The organism is Pectobacterium carotovorum (assembly GCA_016415585.1).
GTDB lineage: Bacteria > Pseudomonadota > Gammaproteobacteria > Enterobacterales > Enterobacteriaceae > Pectobacterium > Pectobacterium carotovorum_K.
On record CP066552.1, the window covers coordinates 3,751,032 to 3,770,363 of the forward strand.

At 46.3% G+C, this 19,332-nt stretch carries 22 protein-coding genes; 9 read left to right on the forward strand and 13 right to left on the reverse strand.

What is annotated here, in order from left to right:
• Positions 1-35 precede the first annotated feature (35 nt).
• Positions 36-1,463 (forward strand): glycoside hydrolase family 1 protein, encoded by a 1,428-nt coding sequence (locus JFY74_16740; protein ID QQG27703.1) that lies wholly within the window; start codon positions 36-38, stop codon positions 1,461-1,463.
• A 148-nt stretch (positions 1,464-1,611) separates the two neighbouring features.
• On the forward strand, positions 1,612-2,460 hold the full coding sequence (locus tag JFY74_16745) for a PRD domain-containing protein (GenBank protein QQG27704.1): 849 nt from the start codon (positions 1,612-1,614) through the stop codon (positions 2,458-2,460).
• Between the two features lie 48 nt (positions 2,461-2,508).
• Here the strand turns inward: JFY74_16745 and nudK are convergent, their stop codons facing one another.
• The 9 genes from nudK to JFY74_16790 all read right to left on the reverse strand — a co-directional run bounded on the left by nudK (position 2,509) and on the right by JFY74_16790 (position 10,654).
• Positions 2,509-3,087 carry a GDP-mannose pyrophosphatase NudK gene (gene nudK / locus JFY74_16750; protein ID QQG27705.1) on the reverse strand — a complete coding sequence of 193 codons (579 nt, stop codon included), beginning with the start codon at positions 3,085-3,087 and terminating at the stop codon, positions 2,509-2,511.
• A gap of 212 nt (positions 3,088-3,299) precedes the next feature.
• Entirely contained in the window at positions 3,300-4,184 is an 885-nt protein-coding gene (locus JFY74_16755) for a hypothetical protein (protein QQG27706.1), read from the reverse strand.
• Between the two features lie 37 nt (positions 4,185-4,221).
• Complete coding sequence (locus tag JFY74_16760; GenBank protein QQG27707.1) at positions 4,222-5,025, reverse strand: sulfite exporter TauE/SafE family protein; 804 nt, start codon at positions 5,023-5,025, stop codon at positions 4,222-4,224.
• Positions 5,026-5,607 carry a hypothetical protein gene (locus JFY74_16765; GenBank protein QQG27708.1) on the reverse strand — a complete coding sequence of 194 codons (582 nt, stop codon included), beginning with the start codon at positions 5,605-5,607 and terminating at the stop codon, positions 5,026-5,028.
• On the reverse strand, positions 5,607-6,086 hold the full coding sequence (locus JFY74_16770) for a CYTH domain-containing protein (GenBank protein QQG27709.1): 480 nt from the start codon (positions 6,084-6,086) through the stop codon (positions 5,607-5,609). Before JFY74_16770 ends, JFY74_16765 begins: the two co-directional genes overlap by 1 nt.
• Positions 6,086-6,742, reverse strand: coding sequence for a hypothetical protein (locus JFY74_16775; protein ID QQG27710.1), 657 nt, complete (start codon positions 6,740-6,742; stop codon positions 6,086-6,088). Before JFY74_16775 ends, JFY74_16770 begins: the two co-directional genes overlap by 1 nt.
• Before the next feature lie 200 nt (positions 6,743-6,942).
• Positions 6,943-7,749: a phosphocholine cytidylyltransferase family protein gene (locus JFY74_16780; GenBank protein ID QQG27711.1), complete on the reverse strand. Its 807-nt coding sequence runs from the start codon at positions 7,747-7,749 to the stop codon at positions 6,943-6,945.
• Positions 7,737-8,351 carry a gamma-glutamyl-gamma-aminobutyrate hydrolase family protein gene (locus JFY74_16785; protein QQG27712.1) on the reverse strand — a complete coding sequence of 205 codons (615 nt, stop codon included), beginning with the start codon at positions 8,349-8,351 and terminating at the stop codon, positions 7,737-7,739. Before JFY74_16785 ends, JFY74_16780 begins: the two co-directional genes overlap by 13 nt.
• Complete coding sequence (locus JFY74_16790; protein ID QQG27713.1) at positions 8,348-10,654, reverse strand: hypothetical protein; 2,307 nt, start codon at positions 10,652-10,654, stop codon at positions 8,348-8,350. The genes JFY74_16785 and JFY74_16790 overlap by 4 nt, the downstream gene beginning before the upstream one ends.
• A 674-nt stretch (positions 10,655-11,328) precedes the next feature.
• On the opposite strand from JFY74_16790, the gene JFY74_16795 reads away from it, so the two are divergent.
• The 4 genes from JFY74_16795 (at position 11,329) to JFY74_16810 (ending at position 12,930) form a co-directional block, all read left to right on the forward strand.
• Entirely contained in the window at positions 11,329-11,559 is a 231-nt protein-coding gene (locus tag JFY74_16795; protein ID QQG30574.1) for a 4-oxalocrotonate tautomerase family protein, read from the forward strand.
• A gap of 104 nt (positions 11,560-11,663) precedes the next feature.
• Positions 11,664-12,329, forward strand: a complete 666-nt coding sequence (locus JFY74_16800) for a hypothetical protein (GenBank protein QQG27714.1) — start codon at positions 11,664-11,666, stop codon at positions 12,327-12,329.
• Positions 12,330-12,350: 21 nt separating this feature from the next.
• The gene (locus JFY74_16805; protein QQG27715.1) at positions 12,351-12,653 is read left to right on the forward strand and encodes an immunity 53 family protein; all 303 of its coding nucleotides are present in this window, start codon (positions 12,351-12,353) and stop codon (positions 12,651-12,653) included.
• A 112-nt stretch (positions 12,654-12,765) separates the two neighbouring features.
• On the forward strand, positions 12,766-12,930 hold the full coding sequence (locus JFY74_16810; GenBank protein ID QQG27716.1) for a hypothetical protein: 165 nt from the start codon (positions 12,766-12,768) through the stop codon (positions 12,928-12,930).
• 44 nt (positions 12,931-12,974) lie between these two features.
• Here JFY74_16810 and JFY74_16815 read toward each other — a convergent pair whose 3' ends face one another.
• Together JFY74_16815 and grpE are read right to left on the reverse strand one after the other, a co-directional pair.
• On the reverse strand, positions 12,975-14,213 hold the full coding sequence (locus JFY74_16815; GenBank protein ID QQG27717.1) for an Nramp family divalent metal transporter: 1,239 nt from the start codon (positions 14,211-14,213) through the stop codon (positions 12,975-12,977).
• A 262-nt stretch (positions 14,214-14,475) separates the two neighbouring features.
• A complete protein-coding gene (grpE, locus tag JFY74_16820; GenBank protein QQG27718.1) occupies positions 14,476-15,063 on the reverse strand; it encodes a nucleotide exchange factor GrpE in 588 nt (195 codons plus the stop codon).
• A 149-nt stretch (positions 15,064-15,212) separates the two neighbouring features.
• On the opposite strand from grpE, the gene nadK reads away from it, so the two are divergent.
• The 3 genes from nadK to bamE all read left to right on the forward strand — a co-directional run bounded on the left by nadK (position 15,213) and on the right by bamE (position 18,322).
• Complete coding sequence (gene nadK / locus JFY74_16825; protein ID QQG30575.1) at positions 15,213-16,091, forward strand: NAD(+) kinase; 879 nt, start codon at positions 15,213-15,215, stop codon at positions 16,089-16,091.
• A gap of 81 nt (positions 16,092-16,172) precedes the next feature.
• Positions 16,173-17,834 (forward strand): DNA repair protein RecN, encoded by a 1,662-nt coding sequence (gene recN, locus JFY74_16830; protein QQG27719.1) that lies wholly within the window; start codon positions 16,173-16,175, stop codon positions 17,832-17,834.
• A gap of 152 nt (positions 17,835-17,986) precedes the next feature.
• Positions 17,987-18,322, forward strand: coding sequence for an outer membrane protein assembly factor BamE (bamE, locus tag JFY74_16835; GenBank protein ID QQG27720.1), 336 nt, complete (start codon positions 17,987-17,989; stop codon positions 18,320-18,322).
• Between the two features lie 238 nt (positions 18,323-18,560).
• On the opposite strand, the gene JFY74_16840 is transcribed toward bamE, so the two are convergent.
• Both JFY74_16840 and JFY74_16845 read right to left on the reverse strand, forming a co-directional pair.
• Positions 18,561-18,851 carry an RnfH family protein gene (locus tag JFY74_16840; protein QQG27721.1) on the reverse strand — a complete coding sequence of 97 codons (291 nt, stop codon included), beginning with the start codon at positions 18,849-18,851 and terminating at the stop codon, positions 18,561-18,563.
• Positions 18,832-19,278, reverse strand: coding sequence for a type II toxin-antitoxin system RatA family toxin (locus JFY74_16845; protein QQG27722.1), 447 nt, complete (start codon positions 19,276-19,278; stop codon positions 18,832-18,834). The genes JFY74_16840 and JFY74_16845 overlap by 20 nt, the downstream gene beginning before the upstream one ends.
• Positions 19,279-19,332 lie beyond the last annotated feature (54 nt).

Genomic DNA, 19,332 nt, shown 5'->3' on the forward strand with positions numbered 1-19,332 from the left:
CAATGCTTTTCAGTCTTCCTGTATGTGAGAAAAATATGCACTATCAACAGCAAAAACACTTCCCAGCAGGTTTTCTGTGGGGAGCATCGACGTCGGCTTATCAGGTAGAAGGTGGCTGGCAGGCCGATGGGAAAAGCCCGTCAATCATTGATCAATGCCAGCACCCGGAAAACACTGCCGACTTCACCGTCGCCAGCGATCACTACCATCGGTTTAAAGAAGATGTGCAGCTTTTCGCGGAGCTGGGCTTAAAGGCCTATCGCTTCTCTATCGCCTGGACACGTATTCTTCCCGATGGCACCGGTGCCATCAATCCGCTGGGTATCGCGTTTTACAACAATCTGATTGATGAGTTGAACGCGCACAATATCGAACCCGTCGTCACGCTCTACCATTTCGATTTACCTCATTGCCTTGAGGCACAAGGCGGCTGGCAAAATCGCGCCACGATTGATGCCTTTGTTCACTACGCCCGCACGCTGTTTACGCATTTCGGCGACAAGGTAAAATATTGGCTGACAATCAATGAGCAGAACACCATGATTCTGCATCCCGGTGCGATTGGCCTACCGGAAGGTGGCGTTTTACCGTCTAAAAAAGAGCTGTATCAGCAAAACCACCACATGATGTTGGCGCAGGCTCAGGTCATGGCCTTGTGTCACGAACTCGCGCCCAATGGCCTGATTGGTCCGGCGATCAACACCACGTCTATGTATCAGGCCACCAGCAAACCGGAAGATGCTATCGCCGCACACAACTGGGAAACGCTGCGCTGCTGGAGTTTTCTGGATGTTGCCGTGCACGGCCGTTACAACGCGCTGGCCTGGCGCTATCTGGAAGATCGTGGTCTGGCACCGGAAACATTACTCGGCGATGACGATATCCTACAGTCAGGAAAGCCCGACTACGTGGCGATCAACTACTACTCCACCGCCACCATTGCCGCCAGCAAAGGCGATGCGTCGGATGTCAGCGCCCGCGCGGGCGATCAGCAAATCATGCTGGGCGAACCCGGCGTCTACCGCGCAGCGGAAAACCCGCACGTTGATAAAACGCCTTATGGCTGGGTGATCGATCCTATTGGCTTGCGCTTAACGCTGCGGAAAACTTACGAGCGCTATCATCTGCCGATCCTGATTACGGAAAACGGCATGGGCGCGCCGGATAAGCTCGAGGCCGACGGTACGATCGACGATCAATACCGCATTGATTTTATTGCTCGCCATATTGAACAGATGCAGCTCGCCATCAGCGATGGCGTTGATCTTATTGGCTATTGCCCGTGGTCGGCGATCGATGTGGTCAGCACCCATCAGGGCTACGGTAAACGCTACGGGTTTATTTACGTGAACCGCGACGAATTCGATCTGAAAGATCTGCGCCGCATCAAAAAGAAAAGTTTTTACTGGTATCAAGGTGTCATAGAATCAAATGGAGCGCGCTTATTTCCCAGCGTCCCGTGATACCGATATCCAGTACACGTTGTTAAAACGGGGATGAGCACGACGCCGGATATGTCACGTTGCAGGAAGCCTATTTCCCGCAACGTGACACATCATGAAGCAGGCTTATCCCACTGACTTTCCCACTGAGTCACTTAAGAAACGCATGATGGCTGAACCGATAAAAGCAATAAAAATACTGAACAATAGCCTGGTGTTATCTTCCGATGCAGATAACAACGAAATCATTGTTATGGGGAAAGGAATCGGCTTTAACAGCAAGACCGGAGATATTCTCGATCCGGCCAAAATTGAGAAGACCTTTATTCTCAAGGATGGTACATCGCCACGCGAATTTGCTCGTCTGATTGAGCACGTTGGGGAAGAATATGTTCACATCGTGAATAAGATTATTGATGATGCGAACCGGCAGCTTCATGGTCGCTTGAGCGAGCAGGTCTTTTTTACGCTGATCGACCATATCAGCTTTGCGATTGAGCGCTATCGCAAAGGCATCAGCATACAAAATCGTCTGCTTTACGAGGTAAAGCGGTTCTACCCGCAGGAATTTGCGATTGCCTCGCGGGCACTCAACGACATTAACCAACGGATGAAGCTGGAATTGCCCGAAGAGGAAGCAGGCAATATCGCGTTTCATTTGGTCAACGCCCAAACCGACGTCCAGAATATGGAAAACACGCTCCAGTCGGTCAAGATGCTGAAAGATATCTTTAATATCATCCAGTACAACTTCCATATCGTGATTGATAAAGAGTCGATTAACTACTCCCGCTTCCTGACGCATATGCAATTCTTTATTCAGCGTCTGTTGGAAAATAGCCTGATCCATTCAAATGATGACTTTATTTTTGAGCAAGTCACCAAAGAATATCCTGATGCCTATAAGTGCAGTCGATTGATCAAAGACTATATTCATAACCTACTCAATATCGACATTTCTAACGATGAAATGCTGTACCTGATTATTCATATCGTCCGCATCACACCGGAAAAATAAAGCGCTCCCAATAGGCGAGCACAATATCGCGGTTGCAGCATCATAGCCTCAGTTTGCAAACCAACCGCGGATAATCGCGTGCTGTAACAGCATGATGGTCTTGCCGTCTTTAATACGACCATCGTTCATCATCGCGATAGCTTCGCTGAATGGCAGTTCCAGCACTTCGATATCTTCATCTTCCACACCACCACCCGCATTTTTTCGTAGCGACTCATCGTATTCTGCGGCAAAAAAGTGCAATCGTTCCGTCACACTGCCAGGAGACATGTAGGCATCGAACAATTTTTCTACGTTACCGATCGCATAACCGGTTTCTTCAATGGCCTCGTTACGGATACATTCTTCGGGCGAATGGTCGTCCAGCAAACCCGCGCAGGTTTCCAGCAGCATGCCGCTTTCGTTACCGTTGACGTAGGTGGGAATTCGGAATTGTCGTGTCAGAATTACCGTGCCTTTCGCCCGGTTGTACAGCAGGATTGTCGCGCCATCCCCCCGATCGTAGACCTCACGAATCTGGCGCACCACCCCACCATTATTTCTTTTCAAATCAAAAGTATATTTATGCAGGATATACCAGCTATCAGATAGCAACTTCTTTTCGATGATATCAATGGGGGACGACATGCAAACACCTCGGCGATTGATGACAGGGGGAAGTTCTATTGCTTAACCCAGGTAACAGGACAGAAAGAGGGAGGTTCTTACCCTGATACAAGATCAGGGCTTTTAAAGCAGCAATAATGATACACCATTTTCCGCAGCTAATCAGAATTCCATATCCAGAACAACGCTCCCCCTGGCACTTTCAACCATAAACCCGTGAGGAAAGATATATTTTACAAATTCTCAAACCCTAAAATTTGGTTTGTATTCTGCTCAAGCATCATTGACAATTTCGAGCCCAACCATCGACCAGCGCGAGGGTAAATTAAATCCTTACACGAACCTTCAATGACTGAGCAGAGAAAATCCTCTGCTTTCTTGTGCGACTTGTTCATATCATGATATTTGGGAGTATCGAGGGTATATGAGCAACCAACAACAAATGGCGAGGTTTCTCCCTCGTATAAACATGCTTCAATATCAAATGTTATACGCCGTTTATCCGTAAGGATAATAGCCCCTGGATAAATACGATGGCTGTGCATCCGGTAAGATTTCAGCTCAGTATCAATATCCATTCTGACATGCTTAAGCTCAGGAAATATCTCCGAAAAGTATCTGAGAGTCGTTGCTTCACGGGGTTGGCTCAGATAGATTTTTCTTTTAATCTCAACATATCCATCAAGCGCACCTTCATCGTTCAGTGCAATTTTTTCCTCAACCTCGCTTTTCCCTGTGATCCCTTCAGCAAAATCCAGTCTTGTGCCAAGAACACGGTATGTATTTCTTCCCAGCTCTTTTGCCGTTAAAGATGCAGGGTAAACTACTGAACCATCGACCACCTTTGAATTTTGTCTGATAAGAAGGCCTCTTTTTCGCAACGCAAGATCTTCAGTATCAAAGTACTCTTTTATTTTGTGTGTTTCACTGAATGGATCCGATACATCCTCTACACCAAAACCATGAGCTAAACTAGCCTGTTTAATTCTGTCCCAAACTATTTGGTACCCTTCTTCCCTCGAACCTTCAAAAAAATCTGGACGTAACAATGCCTTAAATTCACGTGAATTAACTTCTTTCATTGGTTTCCAACGGCTAATATTTTTCTCAAATAGCATAATACTTATCCTTTCTGATATATTTAATTATTGGTTTTTAGTAAAAAAACGGTATTTTTAACACCCCATCGAAAAATAATATCTTTGATGAAATTAAATACATAGCCGTCTTATATATTACATTGAATTTACTCTCATTCAGATTTTCTAGCAGTTTCCCACCAAGTAGCGTGCCTAATATTGATGCAGTAACCATGGAAAATACTGACAATATTACTGATTCATATTCTACACTGCTATTTTCACCTGAAAACAACCCATAAATAATCGTGTAAATTGCTGGAATCTTAATTAGATGGAGACTAAATTGGCATGCTGTGGATGTAGCAACAATCCTTTGTCGCCCTATATCTGTTTTAAGGAAATAGGGAGCTAAAACGGCACCATTAGCGCCAAAAAGCATACTCACGGGTGCAGAAAAGGCTCCAACTACATAAAAATTCACCGCTGGGCTACGCTCTATCGCGCTCCTTTTTGAACCAGATAACGTACTCCACCAAACGACAATCCCTATTATAATCATGAAGTAAGGTGATATTGCATCGTAATCACTGAATAAGCGATACAAGATGAATGTCGAAACAGCCACTCCGGGAATTGCGCCAATCATGTACCGTGCCCAAATTCCCACATCGATAAAACGCCAGTAAGCAATTAATCTGGTCGCATTGCTGACAAGACTGACGCATGCATGCATTGGAATCACCAGACGTGGGTCAGGCAAAAGCATGTAAAGTGCACTCAACAAGAGCACACCGCCAACACCTGTCGTTGCAGCAATCGCCGAAGTACAGGCTGCCAGCAGCGCAAGCGATGCTCCCAACCCCCATGTAATTATCATTTACCGTTTCTCAGCAGAAGCCGTAATAGCAATATCAGACAGATGATCTACTTGGCCCTGGGGACGAATATCTAACCTGGCCTTTACATAATTCAATACTTTATCTAATTCCAGTTCATCATTACTGCTGTAAATATAGTCTGCTGTGGGAGTAAGAACATCATCAAATATAGATTTAATTTCAGACAATTCATTCAGATTTACCTTCTGCTTGTATTGCCTTTTTTCGTATCGTTCGGCCAAACAACAGACATCAGCGGTACAAAGAATAGTAATAAAATTCCGAACAATATAATCATTCAATACATCTAACTCTGACGCAGAGAAAGGAACCCCTCGTTTCCATAAACGACTGTAAATCAACTCACTGTAATGCGATCTATTGAATATAACCCGATCATTAACCATGTAATCTCGCATGTAACGATCAAATTGTGGACCATTTTGGTGCCCAAGCATTATGCAGTCATAAGAAATGACATCAGAGCGAACACGCTGAATGAGTGTGGTCTTTCCGCTACACTCTACCCCTTCAATAATAATCCCTTTTATTGCATTATTATCACTAATAATTCCATTCATCAGCATTTTTCAACCGCCCACAGGGTATATGGATTATCACCAATAAAGGCACCATAATATCTGTTATCGTGTGTAACTTCCTGACCGACCCAAGACGGAATCTGAATAACTTCATCTTCTTTTGAAAGCTCAACCTCGACCATATTCAAGCCAGCATTCATGCCTTCAAATATATTAACCTCATACATAATTTCTTTTTCAAGGACACGATACCGTATCTTTTCGGTAATATGACCAGGACACAAGCTTTCAAGCATCTGCTGACCATCTTCGAAAGGGATTTTATATTCAAACTCCTGACGTTTTAGGTAACCAACACTTTTAATGGTAATCCAGGCTTCTTTTCCTACTGTCCTTACTCGAATCGAGTTCGCTGTGTTATCAGACGTAAGATAGCCCTGCCGTATCCGAATCTGATCAACAATTTTTTCACGCCATCCATCCGAAGCGATAAGAAATTTTCTTTCAATTTCAAACATTAATATTTCCCCTCGATGGCTACTTGGGGTGCATTCTCAAGCTCGGTATTTAAATTATCAGGCCCAAAATCCAGATGAATAAAAATTTCTTTTTCCAGACGCTTTTCCTGATCATATCGCTCATCCCACGAGACCCCGTGTTTTTCCCAACTTTCCCGGTAAGTTTCGCGAAGATAAGCAAGGCGATCGTCGAAAGAGACGATATCAACCAGTTGAACCCGCCAGTCAGCGTAATGCAGCACTTTAAGTTCCACACCACCAAGGAGATACGAAGGGTTACCGGTAGAACCAATCATCTTCAGGAAGTTGGAGAACTCGGGATATTCATCCTTAAAAATTTCGGCAACGATCAAGGTTTCATGCATACCTTCATAACGTTCACGCAGCTCCGACCAAATTTCTATTTCACGCTCAGAAGGTGCATAGCCCCATTCTGGACGCGGCTCCAGTGATTTAAGAGATGCCGCTTTGAAAGCATCATGAAGTAAACAACCCGCTTCCAGTAAATTCATATCTACTTCAACACCTGCTTCTTGCAGGCGTTTCCCTAATAGCCCCCCAACATCTGTCACTTTTTCACAATGCCGACGGATCGGGCTTGGAACAGAATATTTATCAAAAATCTCGTAACATTCTTGGCGCGAAGGTATTTTCATTTTCTTCCTATTATTCATCAAATTAGATTGATACACGTATAAAATCATTTCCGTTTTAATATCATTCCCATTTTCGTCTATTTTTTATGGGAAAAATCCATTTCACGACAAATCCAATTATAGAATTGGATCATTTTTTATAAAAACACAAAAAGAGATGACGTATTCCCCAAAAATAAAATCACACTAAAACTGTCGAATTATAAATTTAAAAAAGAAGGGAATATTTTCTCATAAAGTGATATATCACTTGGATGATCAACCTCTCCCCATGGACCACTTATAGGAACAGCATAAATATTAACACCTTTATTGATAGCAAAAGAAAATAGTGATGTCATATCTAATTGTGAAAATACCACGCCATCTTCAAGGCCGCTTGTGCATGCTTTCAGTTCTTTCCAACCCCTAGGCGTTATTTTAAACAACCCCATATATTGACCATCTACTCTGACTTTCGGCATAGCACGGCCACCAATTTTTGTTATTCTCTTTCTGCTCTTTAATATCCCCTTCCCGTTATCAAAAGGTATATGTCCCTCACATACCTCAGACGTATCTACATCGATGAATTGAAAATTTTCCGCATCAGAAAATGGCTCAGTGAATCTCGCCTCCCATAAGGAAAACCAATCAGGATCATAAGCTAAAACGATATCTTCATGGGTATCTATTAAAGAAGATACTGCACTAGAAGGATAGAAAATGTCTCCATAACTAACGATAGTTGTGCATTCACTCAGCCAAGCCTCTGCACAACACAATGAACCTGCAATATTTGTTACTGACCAGTAATTGTTTTTAAAATTATGTGAAAAATACCTATTAATTAACTCAGAGCAATAGCCTGTCACACCGGCCACATTGCTCACTCCCGCAAGCTTCATTGCATTTATCTGTCTATCCAGCAGACTAACTCCATGAATTTTTACCATACACTTTGGAGCATACTCAGTTAATTCCCCTAAGCGAGAACCACGCCCAGCAGCAAGTATTAAACCATGCATGGATTAACTCCTTTTAAAAAATTCATAATGGTAACCAAATCAATTTTTGAAAAAGGTTCCTCCCGCTCAGGGTGCCACATTAATCCAAGCCATTTTAATTCTTTGCTAAAAAAAGCTTCAATAGTACCGTCATCAGCCAATACAAAAGGCACGAACTGTTCAGGTATTTCCTTAACACCATAATCATGAAATGAATTAACTTGTGAATAGTTAGCCCCCGTTACCTGATGCCTTATATTGGTATGCCGTTCAATTTTGCATAATTCACCGCCGCAATCTTCTATCATTTTCTGCATACCACGACATACTCCGATAACCGGAATACTTTTTTTTCTTGAGTAGTTCAGAAGGATTTTTTCGATCTGATCTCTTTCAGTCATGTTGCCTGATATAGAAAATATATCCCCCCCTCCGCTCAAAATGATAAAATCAATTTTTCTATAAGCTAGGATCTGCTCGGCAACAAAGCAATTATTCGGTAAGATAATAGGTTGAGCGTCTAACGCATTCAGAAACTGATACCAGCGTATATCCAAACTATCTCGCTGTTCCTCTCGACTAATAATCATGTCACTACGCATGGTGATAGCAGCAAATTTCATTCGATGACCTCCACGCGCTCTACGGAACAGTCAATACGAAGCTTTTTAGCAGATACCCATGCATTAAAAAGCGCTTCTCCCGCCCCGATAATAGCAGGAACCTCAAGCTCAGCAGCTCTGATAGCCATATGTGAATTAGAACCACCATAGGCGGTAATAAGAGCCAATATACCTCTCCCAAATAACCAGTCAAAACCAGGATCGGCGTTAGGGATCATTACAATGGCATCTTTCAGATCCCCGCAATCGGAAGATCTTATGTAACCTTCGGCAATCTTTCTCGTTATGAAATTTGGCCGAGCAGTTGGAATGTGAAAGGTAGAAATATCTTCCTGAGCGGCGATAAGTGGTGGGAGCGTAAGTGAATGTGTCTCTGTATCGTGCTCCTTCCCTCGGTAAATCGACACTTCCAATGTCCTCTTCAGGCCACGGCTGTTTGTTCTAGACTCAACGATATCCATAATATCAGCGTGTGAAAGAGCCTCCTCGTTAAATCCAAGCTTCAGCCCGAGATGACGAATGATATCCAACACACGTGATACCGATCGGCTAAAGATAAATTTGGCTTCTTCTCTCGCGACAATAGCCTGCTGTATAAACTCCATCAGAGAATAGGCACTGATTATCAGCCCTTCTTTCGCCAGAGCTGATTCCAGTGCGAGTTCCTCTTTTGGATCAAGCTGCCAACTGATGCGGTTTTTACTAAATGGCATATCAAATGAAAGGTACCGCTCAGGGTCTTGAGAATAAGAAGGAACTCTTATGTCATAAGTTCCAGGACGCAGGTGACCGTAAACTCTCAAAAAATCATCCCGTTCAAGACGAGACATGTCCTCAAGAAGCCGAGAGGCGGGAGTTCTGAGTGAAGCCAAAAAATGAGAATATGTCCGATCGGAAATAATGCCTTTATTCACAGCCGATCTCAGAATATCCATGCCAATGAACGCTGCACGCGCCAATCCTGCAAAAGGGGCCGTCCCATACTTTCTGCACTCAACCAGAGTTTGATAGATCCGCGCTACATCAGAAATGCTGGATTGTTCGCCTTCTCTTTGTAATTGCATAAGTTTGTTGAGCTTAGCCTGATCGGAGGCAATCCTTTTTCGACCATTACCCGAAAGATAGCTTTGCGTAAGATTCAACAGAGCACGTTTGATAGATAATTTATCTTCTGAAGTGATATCCAAGAGCTTATCGAGTTTGGAATCAATATCAAAAGTATAGCAAGTAGGAATAACCTCAAACTCCACCTTGTCATGTAATTGGGGATTATCAGTTAACCTTTGCAAACAAGATGAGACAAACCGATCACAAATAGATTGGGAAAGCTCCGCTGGTACGAGCGAATTGAAGCTCGCACGTACATCTACATATGGAATACCATGCAAACTCACAATCAATGGAATATATCGTGTATCTCTGTAGCCATATTTTCTTCTCTCAATTGCCCACACGGTATCCGTTATCAAAAACCGATATAAAGATAGCGCCAACCGACGAGGCCGAGCGCCAAGAATTTCGGCGGGATTCCAATCAGGCATAATCCCCAATAACCCTTTTTGCCCAGAGAGCCGTGAATCTGGAGCCAGAAACTCTAAGGTCGCATCCTGTATTTCACGTAAGAGCTGACGATGCCTGCATACTTCCACTCTGGCGATAGGAACACCAACAAATGGCCTGACTTGTAATAAAACCAATTGATGAGAAGAATCGACAGCAAATTCTATATCCAGAGGTTGCTCGCCATAAAGAGATTCTAGTTCTCGTAGAAGAAGAATTACGCCTTTTAACTCACTATGCCTAGCCTCAGTATCATGCGATGAGATATATGTCTGCAGATCGGTACCACGCCCAGATGTAACTAAAGACGTATCATCATTAAAAGTATAATTTATGACATCATAATGTGAGCCGGTCCGAGGATCGCGGTTAAACGCAACCCCACTCATTTTAGTCCCTTTCAGAAAGGGCTGAACAAGAACCTTATCAGATGCATTAATACGACCATAAGAATCAATTACAGCATTAACCGTCTTAGTTATTGAATGCTCTTTTCGTGAACTTCTTGCTGAGTGAAAAGCACCGGCACGGCTCCCAGAATAAGTATCTTCAAGAGTACAGCTTGAACGAACGATAATATCAGATGTGAGGCTGTCATTTTCAAGTACGTGCTCTATCACTTCGTGCCGGTTAGATATCCATTCATGAACAGTGAAAGAATAGCTCGGCAAAATATTGGCGAATTTAAGATTACGATACAGAGCAGCAAGTGTGTCAGATTTAGTTTTAAATTCTAATTTCATGTGTAGTCCAGACAGCAATGAGATTATCGCGGCCTACATAAAAATAACTTACCATACAAACTACTATTGACAGATTTCATCGAAAAAACAAGCCTGTCAACTTGAATGGTAGACGTAAGGCAGGATGTAGGCGACTGAAATTCTAACTGTGTTTTATCTTCTAATACTGACCCATTCAGCCACATAGATGGAAACGAGTCTTGTTTCCCTAAACATATAAACTATTGTACATTTATGTTTCAATTTCATTACAGATGAAAAAAAATTCAGTATTAACTAAAAACTTTCATTATTAAAAACCAGATAAATGCGCATTTTTTATTTTATAAAAATCGACATAAAACCTCTCCATTAAGAAATCAATACAAATAATAATAAAAATAGAAACAATTAGTCTTGAAACTAAAAAATCACCTAAAAATATTTCATAAATGTGCATTGATGAAAAAAATCTAACACCAGTACTAACAAAACTGTGCATAAGCTAAAAATTCTCACCACGCCATATAAACATTCTCTCAGTCTCATTAACCAACTCATTAATGTTCACTTTTATTTAGTGTGAACTCGGGCAAGATAGCATCATCATTTATTGCTATGAGCATAGCGTTATGAATATTCTGACGGACTCTGCTTACCGCGCCGCCGCCCATCGCCATAACCCCGGAGAACCTATGCCATACGTCAACATCAAAATCACCAATGAAGGCGTCACCGCTGAACAAAAGCGTCAGTTGATTGAAGGCGTCACCCAGTTGCTGGTCGATGTGCTAAATAAGAACCCGAAAACCACCGTGGTCGTGATTGATGAAGTTGAAACGGACAACTGGGGGATCGGCGGCGTGCCAGTGACGGAGTTGAGGAAGGCAGTAGGGAAACCTTCCGATAAATCTGATATGGATTAACCATGTTTAACCGCAATGCGTTTATGCTGATATCCGTATTTGCCGAATATGAACAGGAATACCTGCACTTCCTCTGGGAGTCCGCAGCTTAAAGGATAAAAAATATGGATATTGAACAGTTAGCCGATGCGCTGTACGACGACTTAAATGGCTATATTTCCAGCGTGCAGTACACCAGCACAAATACACTAACGATCCATTTTTGCTGTGATAACTGGCGTTATGACGAGCAGAACCATTGCTCAGTGTACTGTGAACCACCTGAATCTTATCTTCGTCATTTTATTATTTGCTGTTGTGGCGTTGTCGAACATGACATTCAACCTGCTAGTTCAGGCGAGCTGACCTTTACCGATCAGCATCCACTATTGTGGGACTACAACGCGCCGAGAGGTGGGTTGTACTATTCCACCACAGCAGCAGCATCAAGCTACGAACTACTTGGGCGAGTTTGGAGTGTTCACACACGTATTCTCAACGACTGGCGCCCGATGAACCGCTATATCAACGCTTATCGGCATCAGGACGAGCCGACATTCGGCAATAATGGCAATGGATTACTCGCGCAAGGGCCTAAACCCTTACTGGATGCTTATCAAGAAGCGTTATCCAGCGTACTTACAACCCGCTTCGTTCCATCCGTTGAAATGAAAAGTGACGTTAAAGCATTACTGTTTGATTCTGGATTTGTCATCTGCAAGCGAGTGGAATTACAGGAAATCTTTCCCGATGCTGAAACACCAGCAAACCATGAAGAAACCCCATATTGAATACTCATGAGACAATGATTAATGAACGAGTTACAGGAGATTCAACGGTGGTATCAGGCGCAGTGTAACGGGAAGTGGGAGCACGCATTCGGCATTAGCATCGATACACTGGACAACCCAGGCTGGAGAGTAAAAATAGATCTGGCTGAAACCTCACTTGCTGATAAGCCTTTTACATCTCTAAGTCGTAGTGCACATTCAGAAGGCAGCGACTGGATATTTTGCAAAACGGAAAATCTGCAATTTATTGGCTTTTGCGGCGTCAGTAATCTGGCAGAACTGTTAAGCGTTTTTCTGAACTGGTGTCGTGATGGTAAAACATAAAACCGCTGAGTTTAAAGTAAGGCTATGTTTAGCCGCTGAATCAATAAGACGCTCACCCTGCCGCTCTGGCTATCGACCTAACCATAAAGACCCGATCAGCGGAGCATATTTTATGGGGCAATTTCATTTTGACGGTGAAATCACCTCCGGAGAAACAACCTCAGCCACCGTCACTGTTATCGCTTCCGCAGAGCAACTTGAAACACTTTCTTGCATCGGCGAATGGACGCTATGGGAAGGGCCACACTATGTTGGTAAGGCCACGCTGGATCAATAACGTGGCACAATTTCGGTAGAGAGAAATGTGCCGCTCCCCCAGAATTATATCCCCAACATCGTATCAATCAGCAGATACATATTCAGGGAAACCACCAGCACCACAATGAGTTGGCCGATGCGCTGTACCCATTTGCCGTTCACCATCGTTCCCATTAATTCACGGTTGCCGGTGAAGGACAGCAAGGGAACCAGCGCCAGCGCAATCCCGAAGCTCAGCACAACCTGGCTCAACACCAGCACGCGCGTCGGATCCATACCGGACAGAATCACGATAAACGATGGCAACATTGTCACCGTGCGACGTACCCAGAGTGGAATATGGAAACGCACGAATCCTTGCATCACCACCTGCCCCGCCAGCGTACCGACAACGGTAGAAGACAGACCCGCCGCCACCAGACTCAGACCGAAAATGACCGCGGCGGCTTTACCCAGCAGCGGCTCCAGCGTGAGGTAGGCTTTATCCAGATCGGCAATATCCTGATTGCCGCTGAAATGGAACGCCGCCGCGGCCGTTGCCATCATCGCCAAATTGACGAATCCGGCGATGGTCATCGCAATCGCGACATCGACTTTCGTTGCCGAATAACGTTCGGCACGAGTATGGTTGCCCTCATGCTGCGTCAGGGAAGAGTGCAGGTAAATCACATGCGGCATAATGGTCGCCCCCAACACACCCGCGGCCAGCAACACGGCATCGGAGGTAGGCAGACTTGGGATTGCCATGCCTTTGGCTAATGCGGACAACTCCGGCTGAGAGAAGACCAATTCGACAATATACGCCGCCGCCACAAACAGCAGCAGGCCGCCAATGACCATCTCCAGCGGCTTTTGCCCGCGCTGTTGCAGCATGAGAATCAGGAAGGTGGCAATGGCAGTGAGGATCGCACCTTCCAGCAGCGACACGCCCAATAGCAGCTTGAAACCAATCGCCGCACCGATAAACTCGGCCAGATCGGTCGCCATCGCAATAATTTCGGCCTGCACCCAATACGCCCAAACGGCCGGACGCGGAAAGCGATCGCGGATATGTTCCGCCAGGTTCTTACCTGTTGCGATCCCCAATTTGGCGGACAGCAGCTGGATCAGCATCGCCATCAGGTTCGCCCACACCACCACCCACAGCAGCGTATAGCCATAGGCCGCTCCAGACTGGATGTTAGTGGCAAAGTTACCCGGATCGATATAACCAATCGCCGCGATAAACGCCGGGCCCATCAAAGAAAGTTTAACCTTCCTTGATGTACGGCTTGTTGACTCAATAACACGGCTACCCGGCATCGTATGACCCTTCTAACACTGGTGTCTTATTACTCTCACAAAAATGATAATGATTATCAAGTGCATTTAGAGTGGTAATACCAATTCTTTTGATAGCTAATGATGATGAGTCATTCAAAACCTAAAAAACATCTTTTTTATCAAACAAATCTTAACAAAATGTACACTAAATAATTCAGTATGACGGGGCATATAAACAAAAAACCCCATGCGGTAGGCACGGGGTTCGGAATAAAGCTACGTTGTAAACAGGGTGCGTGTATTAGTCTTGCGCTTTTGATACCGCAACCATCGCTGGACGCAGCAAACGGCCGTTCAGCGTATAGCCTTTTTGCATGACCATCATGACGTGGTTCGGCTGGTGATCGGCCGAAGGTAACATCGTCATAGCCTGATGCACTTCTGGGTTAAACGGCACACCCACATCACCCACAACCTCGATGCCAAATTTACGCACGGCATCCAGCAACGATTTCAGCGTCAGTTCAACACCTTCAACCATTGCAGCCAGTGATTCATTGGCCTTGTCCGCCGTATCCAGCGCACGTTCCAGATTGTCGATAACTGGCAGCATTTCGCTGGCAAATTTTTCTACCGCAAATTTATGCGCTTTCTCAACATCCATTTCCGCACGGCGGCGAATGTTATCGGCTTCAGCACGGACGCGAAGCATATTGTCACGTTCGCGCTGTTGCAGTTCGCTCAACTGGGTTTCCAGCTCGGCGATGCGCGCATCACGCGGGTCAGCTACGTCTGCCGTCTCTGGCGTGGCATCCGCTTGCTGCCCTTTTGCTGCTTCCTTTTGATCCAGGACTTGCTCGTCAGGCGTTTTCTGTTCTTTACTACTCATGAAATTCTCCGCGGTTTAGCATTAATCTCGCTAGTTGCTTATTATGGGGATCAAAATCGGGGATTCAAGGGAACCAGTCACATATTGGTTCCAGCCGCTGCCGATACACCACGCTGAGGACAAAAACAGCAATGAACACACCGCTTACAATGAACAGGCCGTTTAATTGTATTGGCATTGTCGGTCATCCGCGCCACCCAACGGCGCTGGCAACGCATGAGATGCTTTACCACTGGCTCACCGACAAGGGTTACTCGGTTCTGATCGAGCAACAGATCGCCCGTGAACTGAATCTGAAAGATGCGCCGACTGGTAGCCTTGCTGACATCGGCCAGCAGGCGGATTTGGCGGTTGTCGTTGGCGGTGATGGCAACATGCTCGGCGCGGCACGTGTGCTGTCGCGCTATGACATCAAGGTGATCGGTGTAAACCGTGGCAACCTCGGTTTTCTGACCGATCTCGATCCTGACCATGCACAGCAACAACTTTCTGACGTGCTCGACGGCCATTACCTAAGCGAACGGCGCTTCATGCTGGAAGCGCACGTTTGCCGCGTAAACCAGCCCGACAGCATCAGTACCGCCATTAACGAAGTGGTGCTTCACCCCGGAAAAGTCGCACATATGATTGAATTTGAAGTCTATATTGACGACAAATTCGCCTTTTCTCAGCGTTCAGACGGCCTGATTATCTCCACCCCCACAGGCTCCACCGCCTATTCCCTTTCCGCTGGCGGCCCAATCCTGACGCCGTCTCTGGATGCGATTGCGCTGGTGCCCATGTTCCCGCATACGCTGTCCGCCCGTCCGCTGGTCATCAACAGCAGCAGCACGATTCGGCTGAAATTTTCCTGCATTACCAACGATCTGGAGATCAGTTGTGACAGCCAGATTGCGCTGCCAGTGCAAGAGGGTGAAGAAGTACTGATTCGCCGCAGCGAACATTACCTGAATCTTATCCATCCGAAAAATTATAGCTATTTCAACACACTAAGTTCAAAACTCGGCTGGTCAAAAAAATTATTCTAAAATTCTATCCAGCTACTTTACTGTATATAAAACCAGTTTATACTGTATGTAATCACATGTGATTACATACAGGGGTTTATCATGCTGGCGCAACTCACTATCAGTAACTTCGCTATCGTGCGCGAATTAGAAATCGATTTTCAGTCAGGGATGAGCGTGATCACCGGGGAAACCGGTGCGGGGAAATCGATTGCGATTGATGCCCTCGGTTTATGTCTGGGAAATCGTTCTGACGCCAGCATGGTCAGGCCGGGCGCTGCCCGCGCCGACATTTGCGCCCGCTTTGCGCTGGCGGATACGCCGACGGCACATCAGTGGCTGGAAGAAAACCAGTTGGATGACAGCAACGAGTGCCTGCTACGCCGCGTGATTAGCGCCGATGGTCGTTCACGCGGCTTTATTAACGGCACCGCCGTGCCGCTGTCTCAACTGCGCGAACTCGGCCAGCACCTGATTCAGGTACATGGCCAGCATGCTCATCAGCTGCTGTTGCGCCCCGATCATCAAAAACACCTGCTGGATGCCTATGCAGATGAACCGAAACTGCTGGTTGCTATGCAGCAGGTTTGGCATCAGTGGCACCAAAGTTGCCGCGCGCTGGCGCAGTTACAACAGGCGGCTATTGAGCGCGAAGCTCGCCGGGAACTGCTGCAATACCAATTAAAAGAGCTGAATGAATTCTCCCCACAGCCCGGCGAATACGAACAGATTGACGTTGAATATAAACGTTTGGCGAATAGCGGCCAGCTACTGACAATGAGCCAACAGGCTATGCAACTGCTGAGCGAAGACGAAGAGCAGAACATCATCAGTATGATGCACAGCGTAAAACATCAGCTTGGCGAACTCATCAGCATGGATGACAAACTGTCTGGCGTGCTGTCCATGCTCGAAGAAGCAGGCATTCAACTTAGCGAAGCCAGCGATGAACTGCGCCACTACAGTGAACAAATGGATCTCGACCCGATTCGGCTGTATGAGCTGGAACTGCGCCTGTCGCGTCAACTCGCGCTGGCACGCAAACACCATGTTGCTCCAGAGGCGCTCCCAGCGTTCCATCAGCAGCTATTGGAAGAACAGCAGCAGTTGGAGCAGCAGGAAAGCGATCATGATGCGCTTAGCGCTTCCGTTGGCGAATATCATCAGCAGGCGCTACACCTTGCAGAACAGCTGCACGTGCGCCGCCAGCACCATGCCAGCGAACTGGCACAACTCATCACCACCAATATGCGTGAGCTAGCAATGCCACACGGCCACTTCACCATTGATGTGAAGTTTACACCGGACAACCTGACGGCCACCGGTGCCGACAGTATCGAGTTCCGCGTGACCACCAACCCCGGTCAGCCGCATCAGACGCTGGCGAAAGTGGCTTCGGGCGGTGAACTATCGCGTATCGCACTGATTATTCAGGTGATCACCGCGCAGAAAATGGACACACCGGCGATGATCTTCGATGAAGTTGACGTGGGCATTAGCGGACCAACCGCCGCCATCGTCGGCAGAATGCTGCGCCAACTCGGCGAATCTACGCAAGTTATGTGCGTGACGCACCTGCCGCAGGTCGCGGGCTGCGGTCATCAGCACTTCTTCGTGAGCAAACAAACAGACGGTGCAGAAACAGAAACCCTGATGCAGCCGTTGGATAAGCGTGCTCGGCTACAAGAACTGGCACGCCTCCTTGGCGGCAGCGCCGTAACCAAAAACACGCTGGCGAATGCCAAAGAATTGCTGGCAGCCTAAAATTCACCGCCGACAGGGCAAGAAAGGTGCATCACAGGTAAAAAAGCTCAACTTTTTTACCTTCCTGAGGTCATACAATCGCCTTGCAGGTTTCCAAGTCCTGCAAGGTCTATTATCATCGGCAACCTATGCCCTTAAGGAATGTAATCACTATGCGCTGTAAAACGCTGACTGTCGTCGCCGCGGTGGTTGTTATGCTGACTGCCGGTTGTTCCACACTAGAAAAGGTGGTCTATCGGCCGGACATCAATCAGGGAAACTATCTGGCACCGGCTGACGTTGCAAAAATTCACACCGGCATGACCAAACAACAGGTCGCTTATACGCTGGGTACTCCTATGATGCAGGATCCGTTTGGCAGCGATACTTGGTTTTACGTCTTCCGCCAGCAGCCTGGTCATGAGTCGGTAAAACAGCAGACGCTGACGCTCACCTTCAGCGGCAGTGGCGTGTTAACCAACATCAACAACAAGCCCGCGCTGGATTAATGCTTTCAATGTCGTTCTGCTGAATCAGGATGAACGCTCCTGGCTGCCCGAAACGGTACATTAAGACGAAGCCCACAATGGGCGGAGTACTTGAAGGAAGCCAACGCACACGCGGCTTGATGTCTAGCGGGTATAACAGCAGGCAAATCTGAACACTTCAGGTTTGCCTGTGTTTTTTTGTAAGGGCATTTCGATAAGGACGCTCAGTAAAACGTCATGTGCCGTTCAACGACATCGTTCAGGATTTGCTCTTAGCACGCTCCGCCCGCTGACGGCGTAGTTCTTTCGGATCGGCAATCAGCGGGCGATAAATTTCCACGCGGTCACCATCCTGAACAACGTCGGCCAGCTTCGCAGCACGGCTGTAAATACCGACTTTATTCACCTGCAAATCGATATCATGGCGCAGCTCCAGCAGACCCGATGCCACAATCGCCTGCTCAACCGTACTACCCTCTTCCAGCTTCACCGTGCGTAGATACTGACGTTCCGGCAACGCGTAGACCACATCAACCTGCATTGCGGACACTGTAGACCTCTTTTGCTCGCTGCGTGAAAGCCTGCACCATATTTCCCGCCAGCTCCTTGAATACTTTGCCAAAAGCGAGTTCAATCAAGGCATTGGTGAATTCAAATTCCAGATGCAGTTCGACTTTACAAGCATCAGCGCTCAGCGGCGTAAAATGCCAGTCGCCACCCAACTGACGGAACGGGCCATCAACCAACTGCATATTGATATTCTGGTTATGCGTCAGCGAGTTACGGGTGGTAAAAGTCTTGCTAATACCGGCTTTGGAAACGTCCACTGCGGCGGTCATTTCCCCTTCTGAGGAGGAGAGCACGCGGCTCCCCGTACAGCCCGGTAAAAACGCGGAGTAGGAAGCGACATCATTCACCAGCTTGTACATCTGTTCAGCGCTGAACGGCACCAGTGCGGAACGACTTATCTTTGGCATACTATTTTCCGTGATTCATAAAACGCGCAAAATAATAGCATTGATAGCCCGACA

Coding starts and splice junctions, on each gene's coding strand:
- JFY74_16810 (QQG27716.1), top strand. CDS start 12,766: ATGGGGCAATTTCATTTTGACGGTGAAATCACCTCCGGAGAAACAACC.
- recN (QQG27719.1), top strand. CDS start 16,173: ATGCTGGCGCAACTCACTATCAGTAACTTCGCTATCGTGCGCGAATTA.
- JFY74_16740 (QQG27703.1), top strand. CDS start 36: ATGCACTATCAACAGCAAAAACACTTCCCAGCAGGTTTTCTGTGGGGA.
- JFY74_16800 (QQG27714.1), top strand. CDS start 11,664: ATGGATATTGAACAGTTAGCCGATGCGCTGTACGACGACTTAAATGGC.
- JFY74_16760 (QQG27707.1), bottom strand. CDS start 5,025: ATGATAATTACATGGGGGTTGGGAGCATCGCTTGCGCTGCTGGCAGCC.
- JFY74_16795 (QQG30574.1), top strand. CDS start 11,329: ATGCCATACGTCAACATCAAAATCACCAATGAAGGCGTCACCGCTGAA.
- JFY74_16775 (QQG27710.1), bottom strand. CDS start 6,742: ATGAAAATACCTTCGCGCCAAGAATGTTACGAGATTTTTGATAAATAT.
- JFY74_16770 (QQG27709.1), bottom strand. CDS start 6,086: ATGTTTGAAATTGAAAGAAAATTTCTTATCGCTTCGGATGGATGGCGT.
- JFY74_16755 (QQG27706.1), bottom strand. CDS start 4,184: ATGCTATTTGAGAAAAATATTAGCCGTTGGAAACCAATGAAAGAAGTT.
- JFY74_16780 (QQG27711.1), bottom strand. CDS start 7,749: ATGCATGGTTTAATACTTGCTGCTGGGCGTGGTTCTCGCTTAGGGGAA.
- JFY74_16765 (QQG27708.1), bottom strand. CDS start 5,607: ATGAATGGAATTATTAGTGATAATAATGCAATAAAAGGGATTATTATT.
- JFY74_16785 (QQG27712.1), bottom strand. CDS start 8,351: ATGAAATTTGCTGCTATCACCATGCGTAGTGACATGATTATTAGTCGA.
- JFY74_16745 (QQG27704.1), top strand. CDS start 1,612: ATGGCTGAACCGATAAAAGCAATAAAAATACTGAACAATAGCCTGGTG.
- JFY74_16845 (QQG27722.1), bottom strand. CDS start 19,278: ATGCCAAAGATAAGTCGTTCCGCACTGGTGCCGTTCAGCGCTGAACAG.
- nadK (QQG30575.1), top strand. CDS start 15,213: ATGAACAGGCCGTTTAATTGTATTGGCATTGTCGGTCATCCGCGCCAC.
- nudK (QQG27705.1), bottom strand. CDS start 3,087: ATGTCGTCCCCCATTGATATCATCGAAAAGAAGTTGCTATCTGATAGC.
- JFY74_16815 (QQG27717.1), bottom strand. CDS start 14,213: ATGCCGGGTAGCCGTGTTATTGAGTCAACAAGCCGTACATCAAGGAAG.
- bamE (QQG27720.1), top strand. CDS start 17,987: ATGCGCTGTAAAACGCTGACTGTCGTCGCCGCGGTGGTTGTTATGCTG.
- JFY74_16805 (QQG27715.1), top strand. CDS start 12,351: ATGAACGAGTTACAGGAGATTCAACGGTGGTATCAGGCGCAGTGTAAC.
- JFY74_16790 (QQG27713.1), bottom strand. CDS start 10,654: ATGAAATTAGAATTTAAAACTAAATCTGACACACTTGCTGCTCTGTAT.
- grpE (QQG27718.1), bottom strand. CDS start 15,063: ATGAGTAGTAAAGAACAGAAAACGCCTGACGAGCAAGTCCTGGATCAA.